The sequence below is a fragment of the Paenibacillus sp. EB106-04-04-XG159 genome, from assembly GCF_058791835.1.
Window position 1 is genome coordinate 42,407 of sequence record NZ_JBYTDY010000002.1, and the last position, 26,772, is coordinate 69,178.

Sequence of the window (26,772 nt, forward strand, 5' to 3'; positions counted from 1 at the left end):
AGGAGCAGATTGCATGACGGCATCTGACAATAATAAGGACGAAGTCCTCTACCGGCCAATCATTGAACTAGTATGCCGGGCTTACAAGCTGGGACAGTGGCTCGGAACTTGTGAAAGGCTGGGCGGATCATATAATGTAACGCTCAAAATTAAGACGGACAGCGGACAGTATGCGGTCAGGTTATTGAATTCTGCAGGTAGCGAGGCTCATCTGAAGGAGCTGCAGCCGATGCTCGTCATGCTGCATGAAGCAGCAATTCCGGTTCCAGTCCCTCTGACAACAGATGAAGGAAGCTGCTATTATAGGCATAACGATACGTTAATTCAAGTGACTTCTTATGTGGAAGGAGTCAGCTTCTCCAGCAGTGAGCAGCAGGTGTCCAACAGCGGCAGCATGCTGCGGCGTTTCCATGATACGCTTCAGCGGCGTGAATTTCGTTCGAAGCCGACTCGCTCCTTCTATCGCGATACAGCCTACTATGTTCATGCATTCGAGAAGCTGAAGGCTAATGAAGCAATCGCGCGGCGGGAGCTTGAACATGCGGAACGATTAAGCGATCGCATCTTATCGGAGTGGGACAGGATCGAATCTCGTCTTCCGAAGGGGATTATTCATGGGGATTGGCATTATTGGAATCAATTGTACCAGGAGGTTGATCATGAGGTTATCGCTGTTGTAGATTTCGATTATGTTCAGGAAGGAATACGGATCTATGATGTCGCTTATGCCTTATGGTCGTCTTACATTCTGCTGCCTAGATACGCTCGTACATTCGACCGATGTTTTCTGTCCGGATATGGCGTATTAACTGCAGAGGAGAAGATGATTCTTCCGGTAGCGGTAGCACGGATCGGCCTGTATTTCTTATGTTATTCAGCTCAGGCATCGGATCCTATTGAAAAATGGAAGAGTCAATACGCTAGTCAGGTGCCGCTGCTGGAATGGCTGCAGATCAAAGGACGTGACAGGTTAAACAAGCTGACGGACTAACCTTAAGGGAACCAAACCACCGCTGTAATCCGCGGCATCGTATTACAATCTATTATTTGCTGTCGCGTAACAATAGGATCGATACATAGACTGTTTCTCCTGATCTGTTAGGGGACGGTCTATTTGATATCTAGGCGTTTCCTAAGTGCAACCTGAATACGACAACGTAGATTCTCTTCTTAATAGAAGGTTTGATTATTCAGAAAATATCGTCTCTAAACGCAGCTTTGTATGCAATCCCATGCAATTTAGCTGCCAATTCCTCGCTAGCGATGCCGCACATACCTCCAAGCGAGTATTTGACTAATATCCCCAAGGCTCAGGAAGGAGATCCCTGGGCAATTGGGATAATGGCCAAATAGTGTTGAAAGGGGGAACGGTAGAAAGGCAAGATGAAGAAGTTAAAAATGCATGTGACTCATTCTCTTTTTATCCAATGACAGCCTTCCCAGCATGTGAATGAAAAAAATAAAAGAATGAAGTAGCAAATAATAAACGATATCGCCATAAAATAATATAGCCCCTGTAAAGATGATAACCATCGAGAGCGATGGAAACCAGATCTGACCAAGTGTATCCACTATACCGACCATAATCGCGTCGATAAATGCCCCATTTCATGTCTTTACTCCACCGATAACGACGATGACTAACGATAACATGAACACGTCATTATCCATGCCTGATACATCCCCAGGATTGGAGCACCAAGACCTCCGTTCAAGCTAGTCATGCCGATGCCGAAGGCGAATACGCCAGCGAACACCAATCTGAAACGCAATTGACGATACCTCGACAATGCTACTTGGGGTTGGCCTTGTAAGGAAATATACAAGTCTATAATATTCATTGCGATATCCGAACTGAGTCGTGACGACTATATAAGGCTCGAAAACAATAAAATACTGGAGATATAAACCAAATCAACTGATATTTATTATTCTTCCAACATAATAGCCCAGATGCAGGTTTTCATAACAATATGAAACAAGGCAGGGGGGAAGAGATGCGGACATTATTACTATGGTTGATGTTATTAAGTTCGGTAGAACAGTGGCTTGCAACTGCAGCGTTAGTAGAAGAGCCGGATCAGAATATACCGATTATGATGAATCATAGGTATGCTGTCTTTCAGAATAGTCGGTATGTGCGGCAAATGGATTCCTACTCTGATGCTGTGAACTATGCGAAGCAATTGACGAACGGCAAGATCATTCATAAGAATAGCACGGTTGTATGGGATTATCTAAGCGATCAGAACCGCAATTCCATCATGATTAATATTCCTAACATCTCGCAGATGCCCGAACTGCCCCGCGGTTGTGAAGTTACCGCCTTAGCGATGCTGCTTCAGCAGGCAGGAGTGCCCGTCGATAAGATGGAGCTTGCAAATGACATTAAAAGGGACCCTACGCCCTATAAGAAGGTAGATGGTGAGGTTTATTTTGGAAGCCCTTACGATGGATTTGTTGGTGATATGTACTCGTTCTATAATCCAGGATTAGGCGTATTTCATGGTCCGATTGCGGAACTGGCAGAGAAGTATTTGCCTGAACGAGTCATTGACATGACGAATATGTCTTTCCATGACATGTTGTATCCTGTCTCACAAGGGAGGCCTGTGTGGGTTATTCATAACAGCTTGTACGACACCGTTCCTGAGAGCCAGTGGTATACGTGGAATACACCAAGCGGAACGATGGACATTACGTATAAAGAACATAGCGTCTTGATCACGGGTGTTGATGATGAATATATCTATTTTAACGATCCTCTTGATGAGCAAATGAAAGCGAAGAGAGATGCCTTCCAGCGAGGATGGGAGCAGATGGGCTCACAAGCAATCACTTATGTGGCTCAAGAGAACTCATAATGTTGAGCCATCGGTCAACCTATAATACGATACAGCCTTGTTCAGCATAGGGAATATCTATTTACATGGCAGGGAATAATCTGATATCATATAGCAAATATTGAAACGCGATGAAGAGAAGAGTAGGTAAATTCATTCCTCACCAGAGAGCTCCGGTTGCTGAAAAGGAGCAGGAATAACTTACTGAAACAAGCCTCTGAGCAGCATGTCGGACCCGTTGATGGCGATGGCATGACAGGAGCTCCTGTTACAGAGCTAGAGTATAAGCATGCTTCGTCATGCCGTACTTGATGAGGTTAATATGGCGACATGTTAATAAACCTGGGGTGGTACCACGAGGAACTCGTCCCCAAGACACACAGTCTTGGAGGTGAGGTCCTTTTTTGCGTGCAGAGGGATTGATCGGCTGATAAACCATTGACAGGAGGATGCGAACATGAACAGGGAAGAGATGGCAGGCAGTGAACATTTTATATATAAGCTGATTAAGGAAGATATTGAAGCTAAGGCATACAGCAGAGACATATGCACTCGATTTCCACCAGAGCCCAACGGCTACCTTCATATAGGCAGCGCGTATGCGATTCACACGAACTATTCGATAGCTAAGCATTTTAACGGAAAATTCAATCTGCGGTTTGATGATACGAATCCGTTGAAGGAAGATATGGAATACGTGAACGCGATCATCGAAGACATCAACTGGCTCGGCTATGGGCCAGGGGACAACATTTATTATGGTTCGGACTATTCGGAAGAAATCTACAGCGCGGCAGTCACCTTGATTAAGAAGGGCAAGGCCTATGTCTGTGATCTGACGCCAGAGGAAGTGACGGAGTACAGAGGAACATTGACCGAACCTGGGAAGAACAGTCCATTCCGAGATCGATCTATTGAAGACAATCTTGACTTATTTGCGAACATGAGAACTGGTGAATACCCAACTTCATCTAAGGTGCTGCGGGCCAAGATTGATATGAGTTCACCGAATATCAATCTCAGAGATCCTGTCCTGTATCGCATCATTCATGCAGAGCATTACCGGACGGGCAGCGAATGGTGCCTATATCCGATGTATGACTTTGCGCACCCGATTCAGGACGCAATCGAAGGTATCACCCATTCCTTATGCTCGATCGAATTCAAGGATCATCGCCCCTTATATGAATGGGTGCTGAATGAACTGGAGGTCGTCGAAGCGCCGAAGCAAAGGGAATTCGGCAGATTGAATTTGACCGGAGTGGTGACGAGCAAACGATACTTGAGACAGCTCGTGGCCGCAGGATTCGTCGATGGCTGGGATGATCCAAGGCTGCCGACGATCCGCGGATTGAGACGAAGAGGGTACACGCCCGAGAGCATTAGAAGCTTTATCGAGGAGATTGGCTTAATCAAGCATCAGAATACAGTCGATATCGCCATGCTTGAGCACTCGATAAGACAGGATCTAAAGGCGAAGGTCAACGGGGTGATGGCGGTATTGAATCCGCTGCGCGTCGTGATCACGAATTATCCGGAAGGCGAATCGGAAATGCTAACGCTTGATAACAATAGTGAGAATCAAGAGCTGGGCAAGAGGGAAGTTCCATTTTCAAGAATCGTCTATATTGAGCAAGATGACTTTATGGAGGTTCCGACTCATGGCTTTCACCGCTTAACGATCGGTCAAGAGGTGCGGCTCAGGGGCGCCTATTATATCCGATGCAACGAAGTGATTAAGGATGAGCGGACAGGGGAGATTGTCGAGCTTCACTGTACGTATGACCCGAGAACGAAGAGTGGAACAGGCTTCAATGAGCGCAAGGTGAAGAGCACCATTCATTGGGTATCCGCTGAACACGGTATCAAGGCTGAGGTGCATCTGTACGATAAGCTGCTGTTGGATGATGATGTGCTGAAGGATGAGAATCCTGCTTGGGAGACATGCTTGAATCCGGATTCCTTAATCGTGGTGAAGAGAGCTGTTATTGAATCGTCAATTGGAAACACGCGGCCTGGTGATCAATTTCAATTTCTTCGACACGGATACTTCTGTGTGGATACGAGGTACTCAACCAGCGATGCACTTGTATTCAACCGTATCGTTTCCTTGAAAGACGGTTGGAAGAAGAACGGCTAAGGCGAAGCGGTGTTAATATGACGTTGTTATATTCTGCTAACGGAGTTATATTAATGTAGAAGAAACATAGGCAGATACAATGAGAGCGCCAGTGGTGGCGCTTTTATTGCTGCATTGGACTTCATGCACCATTTTACATCGCTAGACTGGTAGAATAGCTTTCATTTATATCAGAGAAGGAAGAGAGATGAAGTGAGCAGGCTTAATAGAAATCTCAAGTTGCATTTCAATACACAAAATGTGTTCGCAGGTATACTGTCGGCTTTAATGGCCTGTACTGGCGGGGCTGTGCTCATCGTAAGCAGTGCAGAAGCGGCGGGTTATACGAGCGCTGAGCTCGTTTCCTGGTTGTTCGCGGTTTATTTTATCGGTGGAATACTGAATATCGTCTTGTCCATTCTGTATAAGACTCCATTCGGCGGCGCGCATTCGATTACAGCAGTTGCCTTCTTAAGCACATCGGGGATTCATTTTACGGTACAGGAGCTGGCAGGAGCAAGCATCATGGCAGGGCTGCTGATCGCATTGTTCGGCATAACTGGCATATCCAGCAAATTGTTTGAACTGCTGCCTAAGCCGATTATGGATGCGATGCTGGCAGGACTGATCTTCGTTCATATCGTAAAGATCGTGCCTACCTTCAATACGGCTCCCATCGTTGGCGGAATGGCGCTGCTGGGATTCTTCATCGTTCCGAAGATATTCAAGCAGGTTCCGCCTGTATTAGGCGTTATTGCCTTTGCCTTAATAGGGCTATGGATAAGTTATGACTTTCCGCCATGGGAGCATATCCCATTTGCGATGCCAAGCTTGATCGTACCGTCATTTTCTATGAATGGCTTCGTTTCGATCGCGCTGCCCTTGACGATATTGGTACTCAGCAATGATCTATTCGTCGCATTGGCAGCTCTTCGTAAGAATGGCTTCGAGCCTTCCATACGAAAGACGATTACGATCAACGGTATTGCTTCGGCGTTAGCAGCATTTTTCGGCAGTCATGCCATTAATATAGGCGGGATGATGACCACTCTGTGCAGCAGTGATGAGGCTGGCCCGAGGAAACATCGCTACTATGCTGCTATCATGTCGGGCATACTGGTCGCGCTGTTCGGATTGTTTGCATGGAAGGTGATTGCCTTTATCAATATTTTGCCGCTATCCTTTATCCATCTCATAACGGGCTTCTCATTGCTGGGCGTGTTTATTCAAAGTATGCAATCCGCCTTCAGCGCGAGCTCCTATCGATATGCTACAGCTTTTACATTTGCTATCGCAGTTTCGAATGTGTCGTTTCTCGGCATCACCGCTCCCGTATGGTGCCTGCTGGCAGGCTCGTTAACGGCCAAATGGCTGGGTGAAGGCAAAGAGAAACAACTGTCGTAATCTCAATTAGAGCAGATGCAGGAGTTCGGCAATACGTGCTTCTGCATCTTGTTTGCCTGCGTCGATGCATTGTCTAATCTTCTTCAGATCATAGGACATCACTTGACCGACATCCGGTCTGAATACAATATCCGCATATGGAAGCGTACGACGAACATTGTCCAGCATCATGATGTTCAATGAGCGGAACATAACGTCAAACATGCTTTTTGGCTCCGTCTCTTGGAGCTCTGGTCCCACATCTACCGCCAGGACGATGGACGCGCCTGCATCCCGTACGATATCCGCAGGCACTTGATTCAGTACACAGCCATCGACGAGTACTTTATCCTCGTAGGTGACTGGAGCGAATACACCGGGTACTGCTGTTGTTGCGCGGATAGCGATTCTTAAGTCCCCTTGATCAAATATATATTGCTGTCCGCTCATAAGATCAACAGATACTGCTCGAAATGGAATCCGGGTATCCTCGATTTTAAAATCACCAAGCCCCTTCTCCTCTAGAAATTGAAGCAGCATGTTGAATACCTTATCTCCGCCGAGAATGCTCTTCTTTCTGTATCCCAACTCCATGAGGCGGTAGGAAGGCAGCGATAATGCGAATTCCTCCACCTCTTCGATATCTATTCCAGCCGCTACGAGCCCACCGATAGCGCCGCCCATGCTCGTTCCCGCGATAAATTCGATTGGAATCTGATATTGCTTCAGTACTTTGAACACTCCAATATGAGCTAATCCTCGAACAGCGCCTCCGCCTAAAGCAAGTCCGACCTTTTTCATGATGGTCCCTCCTACAGATCGATCGCACAAATCATAATATGGCAGTATATAGACATAATATCTTTTCGATCCATGTATGTGCAACGTTATGTAGAATCGCATTCAATCGGTAATTGACAAATATTTATTTTTGTGATATGATATATATTTTGCTAATTGACTTGGTGTTCTGCGCATGGTAAAACTATTTTGGTAGTCAGAGTTGATCTTATCCATATAGGAGGAGAACATGATAAACATTGCTGATGGAGTTTCCATGCTAGAACTTAACATCCAGGGGTTCATATTGAATCCAACACTGATCTGGGATGAGGACACCGCAATACTGATTGATACCGGAATGCCAGGTCAAGCGTAAGCCATACGCGAGGCGATGAATAAGGCGGGAGTTCCCTATGAACGCTTGAAGGCAGTGATCCTGACTCATCAGGATATAGACCATATCGGAAGTATTCAGGAAATTGTTCAGGGTTCTAACCAGCACATAGCCGTTTATGCGCATGAGATGGATAAGCCGTATATTGAGGGGACGCTGCCTCTCCTTAAGACCGATCGGAAACGCATGAGCAGCGATGAGTGGGAGTCGCTTCCCGCAGCGATGAAGTATATCTATGAGAATCCTCCGAGAGCTAAGGTCGATATAACGTTGGAGGACGGGCAAGAGCTGCCTGATTGCGGCGGCTTGCGTGTTATACATACTCCGGGTCACACCCCTGGTCATATCTGCTTGTATCTGAAAACAAGCCGTACACTAGTTGCAGGTGATGCGATGATCCGTGCGAATGGAAGCTTGAGAGGCCCTGTTCCAAGAGCCACATTGGATATGGATATTGCCCTTGATTCGCTTAAGAAGCTTCTAGACCTAGATATTGAGCGGGTGATCTGTTATCACGGAGGCTTAAGTTATGTAGATGTTAAGGAGCAGCTGCAGAAGCTCGTTGAGCCATCTGAATAAATGAGAGTGGGCTGTCCTGAAGTCATGAATTGACTAGAGGGCAGCCCTTTACTGTAGTGTACGCCCAGACAGGTATGCAAGGAAGAGCCCATGACCAATGCAGGGCCATGGGCGTTCTCTTACATCAGATGAAGAAAGGCAGCAGGAACAGGCTTGAGATAAATGGAAACGGGAATCTTCTAAAGAAAAAGCGACGTCTCGGGAAAAATCCAGGATGAAATCCAAACTGCCTGTAGGTTGAAGGCTGAGCTGGCATACCGGTCATCATCTCATCCGTCGGAATCGCAAGCGTGACACCGTCTTGATCGACATGAGCAATAAATCCATCGTGCGAATGACCGTCATTCGTGTGAATTCCAACATATTTATTCATACAAGTCATGCAAGCATCTCGTAAAAAGTTAGGGTCCATGTGCAACCTCCCAATGATTGTTTATTCATCATCAGTCTATGGACTATTATCTAGAGCGCTCACGGCGAATGCCTATCTAATGGTAAGGATACCGCCCAATATGCCCAAAAAAAGGGCGACATAACTCATATGATCTGTGCTCCTAATTCGTCTTGATTAATAAGTAGATAAAGTAGGGGGCTCCAAGTATCGATACGACGAGTCCTACAGGTAATTCAGCAGGTGCGATAATGACACGACCCAATGCATCAGCCGATAGGAGCAAGAGTGCGCCAAGCAGAGCTGAGATCGGAATTATACGTGCGTGTCGAGCACCTACGAGCCGCTTTGCAAGATGAGGCGCGATTAATCCTAAGAAGGTAATTCCTCCACCTGCGGCTACACAAGCGCCAGCTAGTGCTACAGCAATGAGCAGCAGTATGCGTCGATCTCGCTCTACATGTGCTCCTAAACCGATCGCGATGGGATCGCCTAATCTGAGAATGTCCAGCGTACGCGATTTGTAGATGGCCAGAGGGATCAATAGGACGATCCAAGGCAATAAGCTCAATACGAATGTCCAGTTGGTTCCCCATATGGAACCAGACAACCACACGAGGGCATCCATAAAGTCGTTCGGATCCATCTTCATCTGCAGTACGATCAATCCTGCGCTAAATGCGGCATTGACCCCGATCCCGACCAGGATAAGACGTGTCGGTGTTACCCCTTTATTTTTCCAAGCAAGAATATAGATGAGCATCGCAGCGACAAAGGCGCCGATTAATGCTGCAAAGGGCAATGCAAAGATCGATAGCTTGCCGGTGATAAAGGCTGTACCCTGAAAAAAGAACATGTAGAGTACAACCGCGAATCCAGCGCCTGCATTAATACCTAATATTCCAGGGTCGGCGAGCGGATTCTGTGAGATACTCTGCAGGATCGCCCCAGCTACCGCTATTCCTGCGCCTATGAGCAAAGCCAATACCATGCGCGGCAAGCGGAATTCAAACAGCACTAGATCGGATCGTCCTTCACTAATACCGAATATTGATTTTATAACATCCTCTAAAGGGATCTTTATGTACCCCGCATTAAGACTGACAAAGAACATGATCGCGATGAGGATGAACAGTGTGATACCGATATACCAAGTTTTTATATTTTGCTTATCATGCTGCCTGATCATAAACTTCTCCCGTCCTTACGCGCAAGATATAGAAAGAATGGCACGCCTATAATAGCGGTTACCGCACCGACCGGTGTTTCGAAGGGGGCATTGATCATTCGTCCGACAATATCGGCCAAGACGAGCAATATTCCTCCAAGCACGGCGGAGCATGGAATAATCCAGCGATAATCCATTCCTACTAGGAAGCGTGTAATATGCGGGATAACGAGACCAACGAAGCCAATCATGCCTGCAATGGAAACAGCGACACCCGTCAGAATCAGGACGGTTATAGTACCCAACAGCTTGACTCTTCCTGTACGCTGACCTAGGCCTTTAGCTACATCTTCTCCCAAGCTTAAGATCGTAATGGAGCGAGACATTATGATGGCTAGACCTATGCCAATGATGACAACCGGCAGGACAGCCTTTATCGTGGACATCTGCACCCCAGCAACGCCGCCAGCGTACCAAAAGTTTATTTCCTTAGCTACGTTGAATTTGATCCCAATAGCGGTTGAGAGCGCGCTTAATAGAGACGTGATCGCTGAACCGGCTAGCGCCAGCTTGACAGGAGATAGTCCGCCTTTCGAGAGAGACGTGATGCCAAACACAAGGCCTGTCCCTAATCCGGCACCGACAAAGGAACAGAGCATTAACATCGTATAAGGTGCGCCAGGAAATAGCGCGAACGCGATCGCCATCATAAATGCCGAACCGGCAGTTACCCCCATAATGTCAGGTGAAGCGAGCGGGTTCCGTGTCATTCCTTGCATAATAGCGCCGGATACAGCTAGTGCTGCTCCTACTAATGCGGCTGCAATCGCACGAGGCAATCTTAACTCTCGAATGATAATGTGGGAGGAAATCGTATCATCGTATGAAAATAAGCTCTGCCATACCGTCTTGAAGTCGACATCGGAAGCTCCAAAATGAATAGAGGCGATTATGGATAAGAATAATAATCCAGAGCCTAGTATTAATATGGCGGAGGCTAATAACGGTCTGCTGCGCTGTTTTATTTTCGAATCCTCTGATGGTTTCGCTAATGAATCTCCGTTAATCATGAATATCCTTCTTTCTATACGGCAAAGAAATGAGAACCGTTATCATTATAAAGTAATGAGAAATAAATCTCAATGTTAGGCAATCATTCATCATTATTGTGAATGTACATTATGGTAATTGCTGATCCGGGTTGTAATTGAGAATGAAAATAGTTATCATTTAGAACAGCAATTATTTCTATTAACTCGCAAAGAGGAAGTGCAGCAATATGAGTTTTAACCTGAATAAGAAGAAATATTTATTGGTATTATGTGTGTGCATCCTGTCAGTAGCTTTGGCTGCTTGCGGAAATGGTAAAGATACGTCGGAAAATGCATCCACAGAGAATGCGGGACAAGCGAATAAGGATACTGTTGAAGCAGGGCGCGTATTAACGGATGCGATGGGCCATCAAGTAACAATTCCTGCGAAGCCGGAGCGAGTGATCGCTTCCTATCTTGAAGATAATCTCGTTGCCTTGGGCATCAAACCAGTTGCTCAATGGTCTGTAAATGACGGATCCAGCGTGCAAGGCTATTTACAAGGGGATCTAGCTGGAGTTCCTACAATTCCTCATGATCTGCCGTTTGAAGCTGTTGAGAGCTTCTCACCGGATTTAATCATCATGGATTCCGCTAGCATGGTAGAAGGCGGAAAGTATGAGACATATTCTAAGATTGCCCCAACCTATGTGATAGGGACGGATATGAATAATGACTGGCGTCAAGAGTTGCTCACTGTCGGCGAAATATTCGATAAGAAGCAAGAGGCTCAAGACACGCTCACGAAGTATGACGAAAAGGCCAAAGCGGCTAAAGATAAAATTGAGAGTTCGGTTGGAAATCAGTCTGTGGCGGCGATCTGGCTGGTGAACAATCAGTTCTTCGTCGTAAGTAAGAACCTATCCAGCGGCGCAGTTCTTTATGAGGATCTTGGATTAAAAGTTCCTGCGGTAGTAGAAGAGATCTCTGCGAACGCGACTGGAAACTGGAGCCCTATCTCCTTAGAGAAATTGGTTGAATTGGATGCGGATCACATCTTCTTGATCAACAGCGATACTTCCAGCGGCTCGACAGCGTTGGATAATTCGTTGTGGAAAAACATACCTGCCGTTAAGAACGGAAACGTGTACGAATATTCTCCTGATTCAAGCTGGCTGTATACTGGTGTTACGGCAAACAATCAAATCATCGATGACGTTCTGGAAAGCCTCGTGAAATAAGGAGTTCCGTAGAGATACACTTAAGTAGACGGTTAGCGCAACCGTCTATTTTTGCGATATGAAATAGGGTCGGCTGCAACAGGTCAACACATAGTAAAGGAAGATATGATATGAACCGTTTGCTTACAGAGAATCTGAGTATTGGGTATAACCAACAGTTTATCGTTAATAATCTGAGCGTCGCGTTTCCTAATCAACAGATCACGACCATTATCGGACCGAATGGCTGCGGGAAATCGACTTTGCTGAAAGCCATCACCCGTATCATTCCTCACCAGTCCGGTCATGTATTGCTCAATGGCAAATCCATAACAAGCGAGAATACGAAGGAGCTGGCGCAGAAGATGGCCATTCTGCCTCAATTGCCTGACAGCGGTAGCGGGCTGACAGTTACAGAGTTAGTTTCCTATGGCCGCTTTCCGTATCAGAAGGGGTTTGGCCGGTTGACGCAGAAAGATTATGAGGTCATCGATTGGGCGCTAAAGGTAACGGGCACGGATGAATTCCGCACACGGCTTGTTGATTCATTGTCAGGCGGACAACGTCAGCGGGTATGGATCGCGATGGCATTAGCGCAAGAAACCGAGATCATTTTTCTGGACGAGCCTACTACTTATTTGGATATGGCGCATCAGTTAGAAGTGCTGGAGCTGTTGCAAAGCTTGAATCAAGAGCAGCAGCGAACGATTATCATGGTCTTGCACGATCTGAATCAAGCCGCTCGATTCTCGGATAATATCATTGCGATGAAGGGCGGTCACATTGTCAAAGCGGGAACCTGTGAAGAGGTGATACAGGCGGATGTGCTGAAGGAAGTGTTTCAGATCGACGCTGAGATTGGCCGTGATCCACGAACCAATAAGCCGATGTGCGTCACTTATGATCTGTTGAAATAGGTGTTCAGATGATTGCTCCTTTGAGATGGACACACGAGCCGCTATTTTGCTGATGGTAATCTCTTTTGTGCGTTTGGTGGACACAGATGCCGTTATTTGCTCCAACATGTATGATTATCAGTTGAATTGTAACAAACAGCGGAACCACGGTCCGCGAGCAGGGTGAAATGGCGGCATTTGTATGGAATAACGGATCGTGTGTCCGCATCCGAAAAGATAAAGTGATTCATCGTCGTTATAGTCGTTCCTTCGAGGCGTCTTGATGTTTCATATCGCATTGTTCCACTGGAAATGCTATATTAGATGTTTCCAAGGTTATAGGAGGATGAGGTCATGAATCAAGAATTGACGTTGACGAAGTTTCAGTTCGACGAGATCGTCTATACACATAGTGTCAAATCGGAAGGTTTTCAATATTACTTAGATGCCAGCACTGGCGATATCGTGATGGTGAATGAGGATGGAAAGAAGAAAGGAGACCGCGAGTTCAGGGAGAAAATAGAGATGGGGATGAATGAAACTTATTTCCTGATTCCGCATGTCTCACTGAGTGAGGGTTCAAGCGATATTTATGAGTTTACGAAGACCGTAGCGAATACCGAGTTTCAAGAACAGCTTGCAAACGTGCTAAAAGGGAGAAGAAACGTATTTCGCAAGTATAAGGACATGCTGTTGATGAACTCGGAGGAGTCGGAACGGTATTATGCTTACGTTCAATCGAAGCATCGTGAACGTGTATTGAAGTGGCTGGAGTCAGTCGGTGTAAAGGTTACCGTTAAATCATAACCGAGTAAGCAATAGATCAAACGCGATGGCGCAGTCCATTGCGTTTTTTTGTGACTTTAACAGGGTGTAGGTCACATGCGATCATTTGATATTCATAGATAGGTACTTATATGGAATGAAGAGCAGGAAATAACAGTCTTGATGGCGAAACTAGCGCATACAGGAATATGGAGATAGGAGGCAGGCTATGTTCTACTACCAGGTTAACCATGATATTAAGCTTCGAATGCTTGAGCTTAGACATGCTGATGAGCTGTATGCGCTAGCAAATCGTAACCGCGAGTATTTGGGAGAATGGTTGATGTGGATTCATCGTACAAGCTGTCCGAAGCAGATAGAGGACTATATCGAGTTCACGTTAAAGCAATATGCTAGTCATAACGGATTCAATTGCGGAATATTCTATCAAGATCGTTTGGCTGGCTGTACCGGATTCCATAGTGTGGATTGGCAGAATAAGAAGACGTCGATCGGATACTGGTTGGGAGCTGAATATCAAGGGTTAGGCATTATGACGGCATCGTGTCGAGAGTTGATTCAGTATGCATTTACGGAAATGGAATTGAATCGGGTGGAGATTAGAGCTGGAGTACATAATGTGAAGAGTCGAGCTATCCCTGAAAGACTAGGCTTTACGAACGAAGGAACGATACGGCAAGCGGAATGGCTAGGTGATCGCTATGTCGATCATATTGTGTATGGCATGCTCGCTTGTGATTGGACGTATGACAAGTAATCTCTAGCTATTCGTCGAGATTCGTTATGTAGTAGGTTAAGGAGGAGAGAGCATGGGGATTCAATTCTTAGGTGCAGTATTTATTAGAGTAAGCAATCTGGATATGTCGATACCTTTCTACTCTGACGTGCTTGGACTTCAACTGCGAGATGTGGAGCAATGGGACGAAGGCAGGGGTGCTAATTACTTCATCAGTGAACACTCGCCTTTGCTTACATTGATAGAGACGGATGAGCTTCAACCACTGAGATATCCGGCTTTTAATCTCAACTGCAGCAATGTCGCGGAATTATATGATCTGTTTAAACAGCGCGGAATTCAAGTTGGAGACTTGAATAATTGGTCCTCCGAGATGCATGTTCACCAAGACTTTGATGTATACGATCCCGACGGCAATCCTATTAATCTGATTGAATGGCATACAAGAACGGACAACGTTTAGAACCATAATATCCCCTATCTGCAGTCGGTGAGTGCTGCGGCTAGGGGATATTCCGTTCTTAAGTAGTCATGTCATCGATTTACTTTATCGTTAGGCGAGGCGCTTGAATCTTCTGTTGGAATCGCTCAATTCGCATTGGTGTGCCATACAGATAACCTTGTGCGAGATCGCAGCCAATATCACCTAGGAAGTTCCATGTTAGTGTTTATCTTGAAAACGAGGTGGTTCGCATGAATGCTCCTATTAATAAGGATTTGCGGAAAAAGCTGATTCTCCTCGCACTTGCGGTGGTGATCTCCGCAGCTGGAATATGGAGTTTCTCCTTTTCCGAGTATACTCTAGATAATCATGAACTTGCTGATGATCTGTTGGACCGTTTGAACGCATTAGGCGATGAGGACATTGAGATTGTAATCAAGAGTACAGCGAATATCGACAACTATCGAATGTTGCTGTTCGAACAGACTGCACCAGCAGCAGCTAATCCGAGATTAGGTTATGCTCTATATGCACAGAATGAGATTACGAATAAATATCAATATAAACATTATGGAGTCGGAACGAACATTCAAGATGGAATCTTCCTTCGCACAGATAGCGGTGAGTACTTGATAGTGTATGGTGTTAATTCGAATCAAGCGAATAAGATTGAGATTAACATATTCGATGCTCTGCTTAAGGAGCAAGTGAGCGGGGATTATTTTGTTGTTTCGTTTGCTATCAAAGAGCATTCGAAAGATAATATGATTACTGAACTCAGCCTCATTAGCGATACAGAAACGTTAGTCCTTCCGCTGATTGTTACATCCCTAATCAGATAACAGCTAAACAGATTGCGAAAGTACTTTGTCGAGTCAGCCTAGATGATGATACAATTGTGCTATAAACAAGACAAAGTGGAGGTTATTTAATGGCTAGTCAAGAACAGCGTATGCTGGTGTTTGTAGGATCTTACGCGGAAGCGTCCTCAGATGGGGTATATGTATACGAGTTTAACGAAGAACGTGGAGAGCTTAAACAGCTTCATTCCGTAGCGGGATTGAAGAATCCTACATTTCTGAATGTAGACCCATCCAATCATATTCTGTATGCAATCGCTGAAACTGCAGCTGAAGATGGCTCGAAGACAAGCGATGCTATTTCATACGCGATTCAACCGACAGATGGAACATTGACCGAAACGAGCCGAGCTTACGCGTTGAACGGTCCGGCTTGCCATATTCAGCGCAGCAGTGATAATCGATACATAACGCTGACGAGCTATCATAAAGGATCCGTAAGCTTGGTCGCTCTAGCAGAAGAGGGTGGCGTGAGCGAGCTGTTAGATATTCAGCAGCATGACAGCAGAAATGTGAATCGTGCTGGGGATGACAAGCCGCATCCACACTCTTCCTTCTATAGCCCTGACGAGCGGTATTTATTCGTCTGTGATCTGGGACTAGATCTTATCCGCGCATATAAGGTGGATCAAGCAGCTGGTAAGCTTGTACACCATGGGGATACGGCGCTTCAACCAGGAGCGGGTCCGCGACATATGGTATTTCATCCGAACGGTAAGTTCGCGTATGTGATCAATGAGTTGGACTCTACATTCACCGTGTTTGAGTACGATGTGGATAACGGAACGTTGAATGCAATTGAGACCGTTTCTACCCTGCCAGAAGGCGAGTCTGGAAATAATTCATGCGCAGAAGTTACAATCTCGGCAGACGGAAACTTCTTGTACGGATCTAATCGCGGGCATGACAGCATCGTGGTGTATGCGGTAGATTCCACTACTGGAAAATTGTCGCTAGTCGAGCACGTATCTTCGCAAGGGCAGCACCCGCGTCATTTCTCCATCCTGCCAGGCGGTCGTTATCTTATCGCGGCAAACCGCGATACGAACAATATGGCAGTCTTTAAAGTGGATCCGGTATCCGGCAAGCTTGCATACACCGGGCATTCCGTTCAAGTATCTAAGCCGGTATGTGTATGGGCATATTGGATGTAGAAGCAGGCTGTTGATGAACGTAAAAATAGCAGTGATGAGTACGGTTGATCTGAAGATAGCTTTCAGATTAACTCGTTTCTCGTCGCTGCTTTTTTTGTGTGGTCATATATTGGGAAAGATGGGGGGACTCCGCCAGCGGGCTGAGACGTAGAAAATCGACGTCTCAACTGCCCAAGTGCCCCCGCCGAGGCGGAAACCAAGCCTGAGACGTAAAAAAATGACGTCTCGGGAGCAAAAAAGCCCCGTTAGCGGGCTGAGACGTAGAAAATCGACGTCTCAGCCGCCCGAGCGCCCCCGTTGGGGCGGAAACCAAGCCTGAGACGTAAAAAAACGACGTCTCGGGGGCAAAAAAGCCTCTCCAGCGGGCTGAGACGTAGAAAATCGACATCTCAGTCGCCCGAGCGCCCCCGTTGGGGCGGAAACCAAGCCTGAGACGTAAAAAAACGACGTCTCGGGGCAAAAAAAGCCCCTTCAGCGTGCTGAGACGTAGAAAATCGACGTCTCAGCCGTTCGAGGGCCCCCGCCGGGGCACTGGATCTATGGAATCATGAAGTGAGCAGGAATGGGGAACTGACCTCGTGTTCACTTTATTGGTGGAAATGTAAATATTTATGACGTCACCTTCTATATCTATTATAATAAAAGCACATGGAGCAGTTCCCTCTTCTCTGTGACTGATATGGAAGGAGAACTTATGATGCACGTTCAGAAAGTAGAAGCATTCCCGCTGATGCTGCCTATGAAACGAAGCTTCGCCATCTCTGGCGGAACGGTAGGCGATGTATCTCAAGGAGCCCCTCACATCTATGTTAAAGTCACGGCGGAAAATGGATTATGCGGTTGGGGGGAGGCGCGTCCCAGCCACCGCTGGAGCTATGAAACGTTGGAGACCGTTGTATCGACGATACGGCAATACTTAGGTCCTGCTCTATTGGGCAAGCCGGTCCATGATCTACGAGGAATGCACAGAGCGATGAACAGTATAATCGCAGCAGGTGTAAGCGGAGGCCAGCCGATCGCGAAAGCCGCTGTGGATATGGCGCTGCATGATCTGATCGGCAAGCTGGACAATAAGTCGTTGCCGGAACTATGGTATGCGGATGGAAAGCCAGGCATCGAGCTTTCTTACTTGATCACGACGCGTAACCCGGAGGAAGCAGCGCGGATGGCGCGGCATGCGAAAGAGAATGGATACACCGCCCTCGACGTCAAGATTGGATTGAACCCAAGCCAGGATGTTGCTGTGCTAGAGGCGGTGAAGGCGGAGGCTCCCGATCTATATTTTCGTGTCGACGCGAATCAGGCTTACGATCTGCCGCAGGCACTTCGGATCGTGAAGGAGATGGCGAGAATTGGCGTAGATGTGTTTGAGCAGCCGCTGAAAGCCAACAATCTGCTCGGGCATGCTGAGCTTCGCCGCCGTTCCGATGTGCCGATCGCGCTCGACGAGAGCGTTTGGTCCGCAAGTGATATGATGCAGGCGATACGCCTTGAAGCTTGCGACACAGTCGTGATTAAGCTTACGAAGATGGGCGGACTTATGCCAGCGAAGCTGTGCGGAGAGCTTGCTCGCGAAGCAGGACTTGGGCTGCTGGGAGGCGGTCTAACGGAATCATCTATCGGATTAACCGCGAGCGCGCATCTATTTAATTATCTAGGCATTCATATTCCAGTTGACTTGAATGGACCGATCTTCCTGCAGGATGACCCGGTTGAAGACGGCCCAATCGTGAATGAATCTGTAGTTTCGCTGCCGAATCGTCCCGGCATTGGCTGTGTCATCAGCGAAAGCAAGCTGCAGCATTATAGTTCAGAGGGAAGAGGATGAGTCCATATGAAAAATGAACGTGTAATTAGATTCGGCATCATCGGCTGCGGGGTCATCTCAGCGTCACATGCGGAGGCTATAACCGAATGCCCGTATACGGAGCTGACAGCCGTGTCTGACATCGATGCAGATCGCGCGGCACAATTTGCGAGTAAGCACAACATCTCGCATCACTACAGCGACTATAAGGAAATGCTGTTATCAGGCGAAGTTGATGCCGTATCGATCTGCTTGCCAAGCGGTTTGCATGCAGATGCGACGATCGCGGCAGCGGAAGCCGGCGTGCACGTATTGTGCGAGAAGCCGCTCGACATTAACGCGGAGAGAATGTCGGCGATGATCGCTGCGTGCCGTACGGCAGGAGTGAAGTTGGGCACCGTATTCCAGCGGCGCATGATGAACACGGCGGTCACAGTGAAGCAGGCGATCGACAGCGGTGTTCTCGGCAAGCTTGTCCTGTGCGATGCGTACTTGAAATATTATCGCAGTCAGGAGTATTACGACAGCGCGGGCTGGCGTGGCACATGGGCTGTGGACGGCGGTGGAGCCTTGATGAATCAGGGCGTGCACGGTGTCGATATGATCAACTGGCTGGCAGGCGGCGTGAGCAAGGTATTCGCCCGCGCTTCTGCGCTTGTGCGCCATATTGAAGTCGAGGACACGGCAGTTGCGCTTGTCCAATATAAGAATGGCGCTTTCGGAGTCATAGAAGCCGCAACTACGGTATATCCCGAGCAGAGCACTCGATTCGAGCTGCACGGTGAGAAGGGCACGATTATTTTTAATGACAGCGGAATAGTAGAATGGAAGGTTATTGGCGAAGAAATCGATATTGATGCATTAAACAACGAATTGCAGGCAGAATCTCGTGTTCCTGCATTAGGTCATTATAAATACGTTGAAGATATGGCCTTAGCAATCATAGAGGATCGCGAGCCGTTCGTGAATGGTGAAGAAGGCCGCAAAGCAGTCGATATTATTCATGCCATATATGAATCTGCTCGAGTACATAAAGAAATTGAGCTTATTTAAACCGTACATGGGCAAGTGGACGGAGTCTAACTGATGTTGGACACAAAACAACGGATGGCCAGAAGAGGCCATCCGCTGTTCTATTTAATGCACCTTTGTATCTATTCGCACCTGCTGCAGCTGTGAATCCCATGTGACGGAAAGGCCGAGTCCCTTCTCGAAGAGCTGATAAGGGGCAGCTAAAGCACCTGTTAAAGAAGATACAGGTTCGGGGAGCACGATGGATTGGTCATTCACCAACATATTACTTTCCCCGCCGCGGAACTTGACGGATCGGCCTTCATAATCAATCGAATAGGTAAGTGTGCCTGATGGATCTTGATTGATCGCAAATGGTGCTCCTATTGCCCGGGTAATCGTAGTTACCGGAATTTGGACTGTACTTGCAGTTACTGTCGGAGCAAATGCCGAGTTGATCAGTTGTCCATCAATTATGATGTCTACTGCCATATTGGCCTTTACCGGGAGATAGACCATGTGATCGGGTGAATCTGTCGCTGCGCCAACTGAATTAAAATGGTTGCCGCCCCAACCCCATACTTCGCCGCGTTCCGAGATCGCTTGATTGTGGTAGGCACCTGCGCTAATCGATTGGATCTTAGGTAAGCCGTTAACCTTGCCTTGCTTGCCTGTCACCGTTTTTCCATAGCTGTATACATCGCCTGCTGTCGTTAGAAACAGCGTGTACCGTTCAGCTGCTCGTACTTCTTTAACCGTCAATTTAGGTTGGACGGCAATTGGCTTACCCTTGGCGTCCAAAGTCCAGACCTTGCCCTTCTTATCCAGCGCATACAAGGCATCTTCATTAGAAGTGACGGATTGGATATTAGATAATCCTTTTACCTGTACAGGCTTAGTAGGAGTCTTGATATTGGAGTTATTCGCGGGTGATGGTTCATTCCAGCTCCATACGGTGCCGTCTCGTTTCACGGCATAGACTTTGTTGTTGAATACATGAATCTGCACCGCATTTGCAATGCCGCTAACAGCAGCAGGTTTCCGAACGCTGTTCGTATCATTCTTGTTCGACTCACGCTGCCACGACCATACGCTCCCGTCTTGACGAAGCGCTACACCGAAGTCCCAGCCTGCTGCTACAGTGGCTGCATTCGTAATTCCAGCTACCTGCTGAGGCAATACAGAATGGATCTTATTATCATCTGTACGCGGTGCGCTGCCCCATGTCCATACTGTCCCATCCGACTTAACCGCGAGATTGTGTCCATTCCCGCTTGTAATATACTCGATACCCGACAGCGAGCTCAGACGAACAGGCCCGTCAGTTTCCGAGAAGGTAACTGTTTCTTGTATCCCGATCTCGCCTAATAGATTGCGTCCCCAGGTCCATACCGAGCCGTCCTTGCGGAGCGCGATCGAGTAATAGTAGCCTGATTCGACTTGTGTGAATTGCAAGTCATCAGGGATTCCCTTTTCCGACGCAGAAGCGGATATAGGGATCGCTGTCCCGACAAGCACGAGGATCATGGCGATGATCAGCGGCTTAAAGCGAGCTGATATAGCGGAATGTTGGATGGTTGAAGTTTGTGTTTTGTAGAATGAGAATGGAAATCTCATGGATTATTCATCCCTTTCGTAAGATTTGTGTAAGTAAGTACATACTAGTTAGACGCAGGGTATAGCAAAAAGTTCCAATCAATATTATGGAACGATTCAAAACTGTCGTTTGGTTTGAGGACAAATACTGAAACTTATAGAGCAAATGATGGTAGTGGAGCTGCATTTTACAGTAATATAAGTGTATTCCAACAACAATTCGCAGCTATAGGCTCATTAGCATGAAGCTTGTTGGCTGAACATATAGGAGTGAATGAACTTGATCCAAGTAGCGGCAGCAATCATTGAAAATGAAAAAGGTCAGATCCTCATCGCTCGACGTCGCGCAGGTAAGTCGCAAGCCGGCATGTGGGAGTTTCCAGGAGGTAAGCTGGAGCTGGGGGAATCCACTGAAGTGTGCTTGAAGCGAGAGTTGGCGGAGGAGATGCATATTGAGATCGAGCCGTATGAGCGTTATGGAGAGAATAAGCATCAATATGGAGACGTGCTCATTCAGCTTATTGCCTATAAAGCCCGATTCGTGAGAGGTTCAATCAAGTTGATCGATCATGATGAATACCGATGGGTGCGGCTCAACGAGCTTCTGGAGTATACATTTGCACCGGCAGATGTGAAGTTTGTAGAAATGCTGGTTCATGAGGGTACTGACAGCATGGTCAAATCTACATTAAAGCAGGCCTATAACACTTTTGCTCAAGCAAGAGAAGCAACGAAGCATGTGGCGTGGAAACAGGAAGAACGTGATGTCGTCTTGTCGACATGGAAGCGTGAAGGGATCAACAAGCTGCTGGAGATTGGAGCAGGGCCGGGCAGAGACAGTTTATTTTTTCAACAGCAGGGATTGGATGTAATGGCTATTGATCTGTCTGATGAAATGGTTGCTCTCTGTCAACAGAAGGGTGTGCCTGCGAAAGTGATGGATTTCTACCAATTGAAGTTTCCTGATCATACATTCGATGGCATCTATGCGCTGAACTGCTTGCTTCATGTTCCTAAGGCGCGTCTTATTCAGGTGCTGCTAGAAATTAAGCGTGTGCTTAAACCGGAGGGTCAGTTCTACTTAGGATTGTATGGCGGGGACTCAACAGATGGGATCTGGGAACAGGATTCTTATGAACCGAAGCGTTACTTCGCGATGTATCCGGATGAAGATATACTGAGCATCGTGAGAGAGCATTTTACGGTGCTGGACTTTCACACTCGGAGTATGGGTGAAGGAGCGCCGCATTTTCAATCGATGATGTTGAGAAATGATCGACTCTAACGAAGCTAAGCGGCCTCTGTCCTTTGAAATTCAGGACGAAGGCCGCTTAATTTAATTGTACTATTCACTTGACGAGGTGCAGTTCACTTAATCCTCGATTGCCGCTTTTTTAGTATTAATAGCGTGAATGACCTGTTGATCGAATTTGGATCTTCTATCATAGGTGTACAGGCCATTGACTTCCTGTTCCACATCATACAGCTGCGTGTAGCAGAAGCCGAACATATATGGGTTGTTGAGCAAGGTCGAGGTAAGACCTTCGTAGCGCGCGAGGAATTCCTCTTCGCTCTTCGGCCGCTCTCCGTACCCCCAGTCTTTATCGTTTTGCTGGTTCGGGTTCCACCAGATACCGCCGTACTCACTGACGAAATAAGGCTGGCCCTCGTACTTCTGACGTTCTGGGAATGTATTGAACACTTCGCCGCCTTCAGCCATAGGCGCATATCGAGCGCGGAAAGATTCCGTATTCTGATCGTAGTCATGGATATCGTAGATATCGGTCACAACGTGGAAATTGCCGCTTGTATCAATGACAGGGCGAGTCGGGTCGATCGCTTTGGTTGTTTCATATACGATTCGCAGCACTTCGTTGTTCTGGCGTGCGCCGTTGCCATCATCCCATGTCTCATTAAATGGGCACCAGCCGACCAAGCTTGGATGGTTGAAGTCGCGTTCAACGCCTTCGATCCACTCCGGTAAAAACTGCATAAGCCCTTCTGAAGTAGAGATATTCAGTCCCCAGTTGGCGTGCTCCCCCCATACTAGGTATCCTAGCTTATCCGCCCAATATAGGAAGCGCGGCTCGAACATCTTCTCGTGAAGTCTTGCTCCGTTGAAGCCAAGATCTAACGATATTTCAATATCGCGCTTCAAATCATCATCCGATGGAGCGGTATAGATACCGTCTGGATAAAAGCCTTGATCAAGTACAAGGCGTTGAAATACCGATTTTCCGTTGATTCGGAACGCCATTCCGTCGAGATGGATAGAACGCAAGCCAAAATAGGAGTTAGCTGAATCGATTGTTGAATCGTCGCTTACTATTTTTAATTTCAAATCGTAAAGCTTAGGCGAGCCTGGCTGCCACAGATGAACATCAGATAAAGGAAGCGTAAGCTTAGCCAATGAGCTGCTAAGCTTTATAGCTGCCGAGCCAGCTGGCTTGTCCTCGAAGGAAGCATCGCATGAAAGATGAAGACCGTTCACTGCGCCTTTGAGCTTCGCTTCCACATGAATGCAAGCATTTTCGGGATCTGGCGTCATACGGAAGGACGAGATATAAGTCTGAGGCACGGATTCAAGCCATACCGTCTGCCATATGCCGGTTGTTCGAGTATATTCACAGCCTTGCGATTGATAAGCGGCGGACTGTTTGCCCCTCGGCTGCAAACCTGATCTATTGTCATCCTCAGCATAAACCGCAATCGTATTGTCACCTTGCTTCAAGGTGTTAGTGATATCGAACGAGAATGAAGAGTAGCCTCCACGGTGCGACCCTACAAACTGCTCGTTCACCCAGACTTCTGTCTTGTAGTCAACAGCACCAAAATGAAGTAAAGTTCTATTGCCAGACCAATCTTCAGGCATGGTAAAGCTTCGCTTATACCAGACAGCATTCATGAAGTCGGTATGGCCGATGCCGGATAATCTGCTTTCAGGACAGAAAGGCACGGTGATCGACTGGTTTAACTTCACTTTATCATACTGATAACCGCGTGCTTTTCCGCTGCATCCTTGATCGATCTCAAACTGCCATTCACCGTTTAAATTCATCCACTGATCACGAATAAATTGAGGTCGCGGATGTTCTGGGCGTGGGATGTTGGTCATAAGCATAAGAACCCTCCATTTACATAACTTAAAAGTTAATATATTAGTGAAAAAGAACTATACAATGCCATACTAGTTTTGTTTATAGTATCTGTCAATATAAATCATTCGCATAATATAAGGGTTTATTGTTAAATTGAGAACTGCTTGTTTTCGTTAACTTTAAAGTTATATAATAGGCTTAATTGTGAAGAGGAAAGGGAGCAGTACCATGCAAACCATCGAAGTAAACAGCGATAATCTTTCATTTTTAGAGTGTTTATCATCGGGAACCCGAATTCGAATCATAGAACTGTTGAATGATAGACCGATGAATATAAGCGAACTGGCCGAGGTACTGGACGTTTCCTCCGCAATCACTACGAAGCATATCCAGAAGCTGGAGCGTGCAGGGATTGTAGCCTGCGAGAGCACTGGGGGCAAGAGAGGCAGGCAGAAGCTGTGCTCACTTCAACTTGATGCAATTAACCTGCAATTTAGATCAAGTAAGCCGCAGCCTAAGAAGAGCTATACCTTCTCAATACCAGTCGGACAATATAGCGTCTTTGAAGTGAATCCGACATGCGGTCTTGCATCTGAGTCGAAGATGATCGGCATGGTCGATGATCCGCGTTATTTTTCAGATCCCGAACATGTGCAGGCGAAGCATCTATGGTTCGGCAGCGGATGGGTTGAGTATGGTATTCCTAACTTCCTACTGCGAAACCAAGAGCTCAAGCGACTGGAAATATCACTCGAGATCTGCTCAGAGGCACCAGGCTACAATGAACAATGGCCTTCGGATATCAGTTTCTTCATCAATGGAGTCGAAGCTGCCATGTGGACAGCTCCAGGTGATTTTGGAAGCAAGCCAGGTATATATACGCCTGATTGGTGGAATCAAGGTACTCAGCATGGTCAGCTCAAGACGCTGATCGTTACAGAAGAGGGCACCTATATAGATGGTGTGCAGGTTTCCGATGTGACGACACGAATGTTGAACATCGAGCTTAATAAAGAGTTGACCTTGCGCATAGCATCGCTGACAACAGCAGAGCATTGCGGGGGAGTGGCGTTATTTGGCAAAGGATTTGGCAATTACGATCAAGAAATAGAAGTTAACATGTACTATTCAACACGTTAATAATTTTCATAGTCGATTAAAAACATGGATTAGATGGTTCCAAATTATCAATACTTTGATAAGAGCGAGGAACAGGAACGTATTAAAACAACAAGCTTTACGAAAACAGCGAATGAAAAATAGCTAACCCTGATGCAGTAAGTCTGCTTGGGTTAGCTATTTTTCATCTCAAAAGGACTTTATAATCTCTCCATGATACCGGCTAAGAGCGCTGCTCGCTTCGGCATCTCATCGATTCTTACGTATTCATGCAGAGCATGGGCGCCGTCCCCGCGAGCGCCGAGTCCGTCTAAAGTGGGAGTGCCGCACGCCGCGATGAAATTGCCGTCACTGACTCCACCAGTGCTTGATTCGTGAAGCGTAAGGCCGAGCTTCTCCAGTGCTGTTTTCTCAGCGATGTGGAATAACCGTTCTATCGCTTCGGTCCGCTCCATAGGCGGGCGATTCATGTGCCCATTCACGCTTAGGCGGATCTCGGAGTGAAACGGCGCCAGCTCTTTCATCTTCTGCGCCATCATCTCGAAATCTTCCATTGTCTGCACGCGAATGTCGATCAATGCTTCTGCATTGGCAGCGACCACGTTAGAACCGATTCCTCCGTTCATCACCCCGACATTCACATGAACTCCGCGCTTAGGATCGGACAATTCGTGAAGGTACAGAATCTGCCGCGCCATCTCTTCAATCGCGGATATGCCTGATGCAGGGTCAACTCCTGCATGAGCCGAGCGTCCTTCTATCACCAGGTGATAGCGGCCATTGCCTTTGCGGGCCGTCTTCAATGCGCCGTCTGGCTCGAGCGGCGGCTCTAGGATGAGCGCGGCTGAGCTCGCTCTGGCATGCTGTTCGATCCAGGAGCGGGAAGTCTGGCTGCCGATCTCTTCATCGCTGTTGATGAGCAGCACGAAGGCTGTATCCGCAGGCAGACGGTTCATCTCCTGGAGCACCTTCAGCGCAAATATCGCTTGAATAATGCCCGCCTTCATATCGACAACGCCAGGGCCGTAAGCATAATTGCCATCGATCCGAAACGGTCTGCGCTCCGCCTCGCCGGCGGGCCATACGGTGTCGGCATGCGCAACTAGCAGGATACGGCGCGAACTGCTGCTGCCTGCAAATACCTCTAAGCGATCCGCATATTGCTCATTCGGGATGCGGATCACTTCGGCATCCAACCACGCTCGGCAGGTCGCTTCGTACCAGTCGATCATCTTATCGGTTAAGCGTTTATCCTGTGATGGCGAATCCATATTCACGCTTTGCTCTAAGAGCCGGAGCATGTCGGGCAACAGCTGCTCCAGCCTCGTTACGATTTCCATAGCCGTTCTACCTGCC

22 protein-coding genes, 1 pseudogene and 1 other annotated feature are annotated in these 26,772 nt (G+C 47.2%); of the genes and pseudogenes, 16 read left to right on the forward strand and 7 right to left on the reverse strand.

The window, feature by feature from the left end; all coding sequences use genetic code 11:
* Positions 1–13 precede the first annotated feature (13 nt).
* The 4 genes from AC3WTP_RS02435 (at position 14) to AC3WTP_RS02450 (ending at position 6,366) form a co-directional block, all read left to right on the forward strand.
* Positions 14–991, forward strand: coding sequence for a phosphotransferase enzyme family protein (locus AC3WTP_RS02435; protein WP_492392999.1), 978 nt, complete (start codon positions 14–16; stop codon positions 989–991).
* Positions 992–1,997: 1,006 nt separating this feature from the next.
* Entirely contained in the window at positions 1,998–2,864 is an 867-nt protein-coding gene (locus tag AC3WTP_RS02440; protein WP_492393000.1) for a C39 family peptidase, read from the forward strand.
* Positions 2,865–2,965: 101 nt separating this feature from the next.
* Positions 2,966–3,218, forward strand: a binding site (T-box leader).
* Between the two features lie 82 nt (positions 3,219–3,300).
* A complete protein-coding gene (locus AC3WTP_RS02445; protein WP_492393001.1) occupies positions 3,301–4,983 on the forward strand; it encodes a glutamine--tRNA ligase/YqeY domain fusion protein in 1,683 nt (560 codons plus the stop codon).
* A 192-nt stretch (positions 4,984–5,175) separates the two neighbouring features.
* Entirely contained in the window at positions 5,176–6,366 is a 1,191-nt protein-coding gene (locus tag AC3WTP_RS02450; RefSeq protein ID WP_492393002.1) for a benzoate/H(+) symporter BenE family transporter, read from the forward strand.
* Positions 6,367–6,372: 6 nt separating this feature from the next.
* Here the strand turns inward: AC3WTP_RS02450 and AC3WTP_RS02455 are convergent, their stop codons facing one another.
* Positions 6,373–7,146, reverse strand: a complete 774-nt coding sequence (locus AC3WTP_RS02455; protein WP_492393003.1) for a patatin-like phospholipase family protein — start codon at positions 7,144–7,146, stop codon at positions 6,373–6,375.
* A gap of 232 nt (positions 7,147–7,378) precedes the next feature.
* On the opposite strand from AC3WTP_RS02455, the pseudogene AC3WTP_RS02460 reads away from it, so the two are divergent.
* A pseudogene (locus AC3WTP_RS02460) lies at positions 7,379–8,101 on the forward strand (MBL fold metallo-hydrolase).
* Positions 8,102–8,225: 124 nt separating this feature from the next.
* Here the strand turns inward: AC3WTP_RS02460 and AC3WTP_RS02465 are convergent.
* The 3 genes from AC3WTP_RS02465 to AC3WTP_RS02475 form a co-directional block, all read right to left on the reverse strand.
* The gene (locus AC3WTP_RS02465; protein WP_492393004.1) at positions 8,226–8,513 is read right to left on the reverse strand and encodes a phosphatidylinositol kinase; all 288 of its coding nucleotides are present in this window, start codon (positions 8,511–8,513) and stop codon (positions 8,226–8,228) included.
* A 142-nt stretch (positions 8,514–8,655) separates the two neighbouring features.
* Positions 8,656–9,681, reverse strand: coding sequence for a FecCD family ABC transporter permease (locus AC3WTP_RS02470; protein WP_492393005.1), 1,026 nt, complete (start codon positions 9,679–9,681; stop codon positions 8,656–8,658).
* Entirely contained in the window at positions 9,678–10,730 is a 1,053-nt protein-coding gene (locus tag AC3WTP_RS02475) for a FecCD family ABC transporter permease (protein ID WP_492393006.1), read from the reverse strand. Before AC3WTP_RS02475 ends, AC3WTP_RS02470 begins: the two co-directional genes overlap by 4 nt.
* A gap of 209 nt (positions 10,731–10,939) precedes the next feature.
* Between AC3WTP_RS02475 and AC3WTP_RS02480 the strand changes: the two genes are divergently transcribed.
* The 9 genes from AC3WTP_RS02480 to AC3WTP_RS02520 all read left to right on the forward strand — a co-directional run bounded on the left by AC3WTP_RS02480 (position 10,940) and on the right by AC3WTP_RS02520 (position 19,645).
* On the forward strand, positions 10,940–11,932 hold the full coding sequence (locus tag AC3WTP_RS02480) for an iron-hydroxamate ABC transporter substrate-binding protein (protein WP_492393007.1): 993 nt from the start codon (positions 10,940–10,942) through the stop codon (positions 11,930–11,932).
* Between the two features lie 110 nt (positions 11,933–12,042).
* Complete coding sequence (locus AC3WTP_RS02485) at positions 12,043–12,828, forward strand: ABC transporter ATP-binding protein (protein WP_492393008.1); 786 nt, start codon at positions 12,043–12,045, stop codon at positions 12,826–12,828.
* 333 nt (positions 12,829–13,161) lie between these two features.
* A complete protein-coding gene (locus tag AC3WTP_RS02490) occupies positions 13,162–13,614 on the forward strand; it encodes a UPF0158 family protein (RefSeq protein WP_492393009.1) in 453 nt (150 codons plus the stop codon).
* A gap of 187 nt (positions 13,615–13,801) precedes the next feature.
* Positions 13,802–14,350 carry a GNAT family N-acetyltransferase gene (locus AC3WTP_RS02495; protein ID WP_492393010.1) on the forward strand — a complete coding sequence of 183 codons (549 nt, stop codon included), beginning with the start codon at positions 13,802–13,804 and terminating at the stop codon, positions 14,348–14,350.
* A 52-nt stretch (positions 14,351–14,402) separates the two neighbouring features.
* Positions 14,403–14,792 (forward strand): VOC family protein, encoded by a 390-nt coding sequence (locus AC3WTP_RS02500; RefSeq protein ID WP_492393011.1) that lies wholly within the window; start codon positions 14,403–14,405, stop codon positions 14,790–14,792.
* A 230-nt stretch (positions 14,793–15,022) separates the two neighbouring features.
* Positions 15,023–15,613, forward strand: a complete 591-nt coding sequence (locus tag AC3WTP_RS02505) for a hypothetical protein (RefSeq protein WP_492393012.1) — start codon at positions 15,023–15,025, stop codon at positions 15,611–15,613.
* 89 nt (positions 15,614–15,702) lie between these two features.
* On the forward strand, positions 15,703–16,785 hold the full coding sequence (locus AC3WTP_RS02510; protein ID WP_492393013.1) for a lactonase family protein: 1,083 nt from the start codon (positions 15,703–15,705) through the stop codon (positions 16,783–16,785).
* 697 nt (positions 16,786–17,482) lie between these two features.
* Positions 17,483–18,613, forward strand: a complete 1,131-nt coding sequence (locus AC3WTP_RS02515) for a mandelate racemase/muconate lactonizing enzyme family protein (protein ID WP_492393014.1) — start codon at positions 17,483–17,485, stop codon at positions 18,611–18,613.
* 6 nt (positions 18,614–18,619) lie between these two features.
* Positions 18,620–19,645, forward strand: a complete 1,026-nt coding sequence (locus AC3WTP_RS02520; RefSeq protein ID WP_492393015.1) for a Gfo/Idh/MocA family protein — start codon at positions 18,620–18,622, stop codon at positions 19,643–19,645.
* 84 nt (positions 19,646–19,729) lie between these two features.
* Here AC3WTP_RS02520 and AC3WTP_RS02525 read toward each other — a convergent pair whose 3' ends face one another.
* Positions 19,730–21,220 (reverse strand): stalk domain-containing protein, encoded by a 1,491-nt coding sequence (locus AC3WTP_RS02525; RefSeq protein WP_492393016.1) that lies wholly within the window; start codon positions 21,218–21,220, stop codon positions 19,730–19,732.
* A 259-nt stretch (positions 21,221–21,479) separates the two neighbouring features.
* Between AC3WTP_RS02525 and mutT the strand changes: the two genes are divergently transcribed.
* The gene (gene mutT / locus AC3WTP_RS02530) at positions 21,480–22,484 is read left to right on the forward strand and encodes an 8-oxo-dGTP diphosphatase MutT (RefSeq protein WP_492393017.1); all 1,005 of its coding nucleotides are present in this window, start codon (positions 21,480–21,482) and stop codon (positions 22,482–22,484) included.
* Positions 22,485–22,571: 87 nt separating this feature from the next.
* On the opposite strand, the gene AC3WTP_RS02535 is transcribed toward mutT, so the two are convergent.
* Complete coding sequence (locus AC3WTP_RS02535; protein WP_492393322.1) at positions 22,572–24,314, reverse strand: glycoside hydrolase family 2 protein; 1,743 nt, start codon at positions 24,312–24,314, stop codon at positions 22,572–22,574.
* Positions 24,315–24,525: 211 nt separating this feature from the next.
* Between AC3WTP_RS02535 and AC3WTP_RS02540 the strand changes: the two genes are divergently transcribed.
* The gene (locus AC3WTP_RS02540; RefSeq protein ID WP_492393018.1) at positions 24,526–25,437 is read left to right on the forward strand and encodes an ArsR/SmtB family transcription factor; all 912 of its coding nucleotides are present in this window, start codon (positions 24,526–24,528) and stop codon (positions 25,435–25,437) included.
* Between the two features lie 179 nt (positions 25,438–25,616).
* On the opposite strand, the gene AC3WTP_RS02545 is transcribed toward AC3WTP_RS02540, so the two are convergent.
* A complete protein-coding gene (locus AC3WTP_RS02545; RefSeq protein WP_492393019.1) occupies positions 25,617–26,756 on the reverse strand; it encodes a M20 family metallopeptidase in 1,140 nt (379 codons plus the stop codon).
* Between the last annotated feature and the right edge of the window lie 16 nt (positions 26,757–26,772).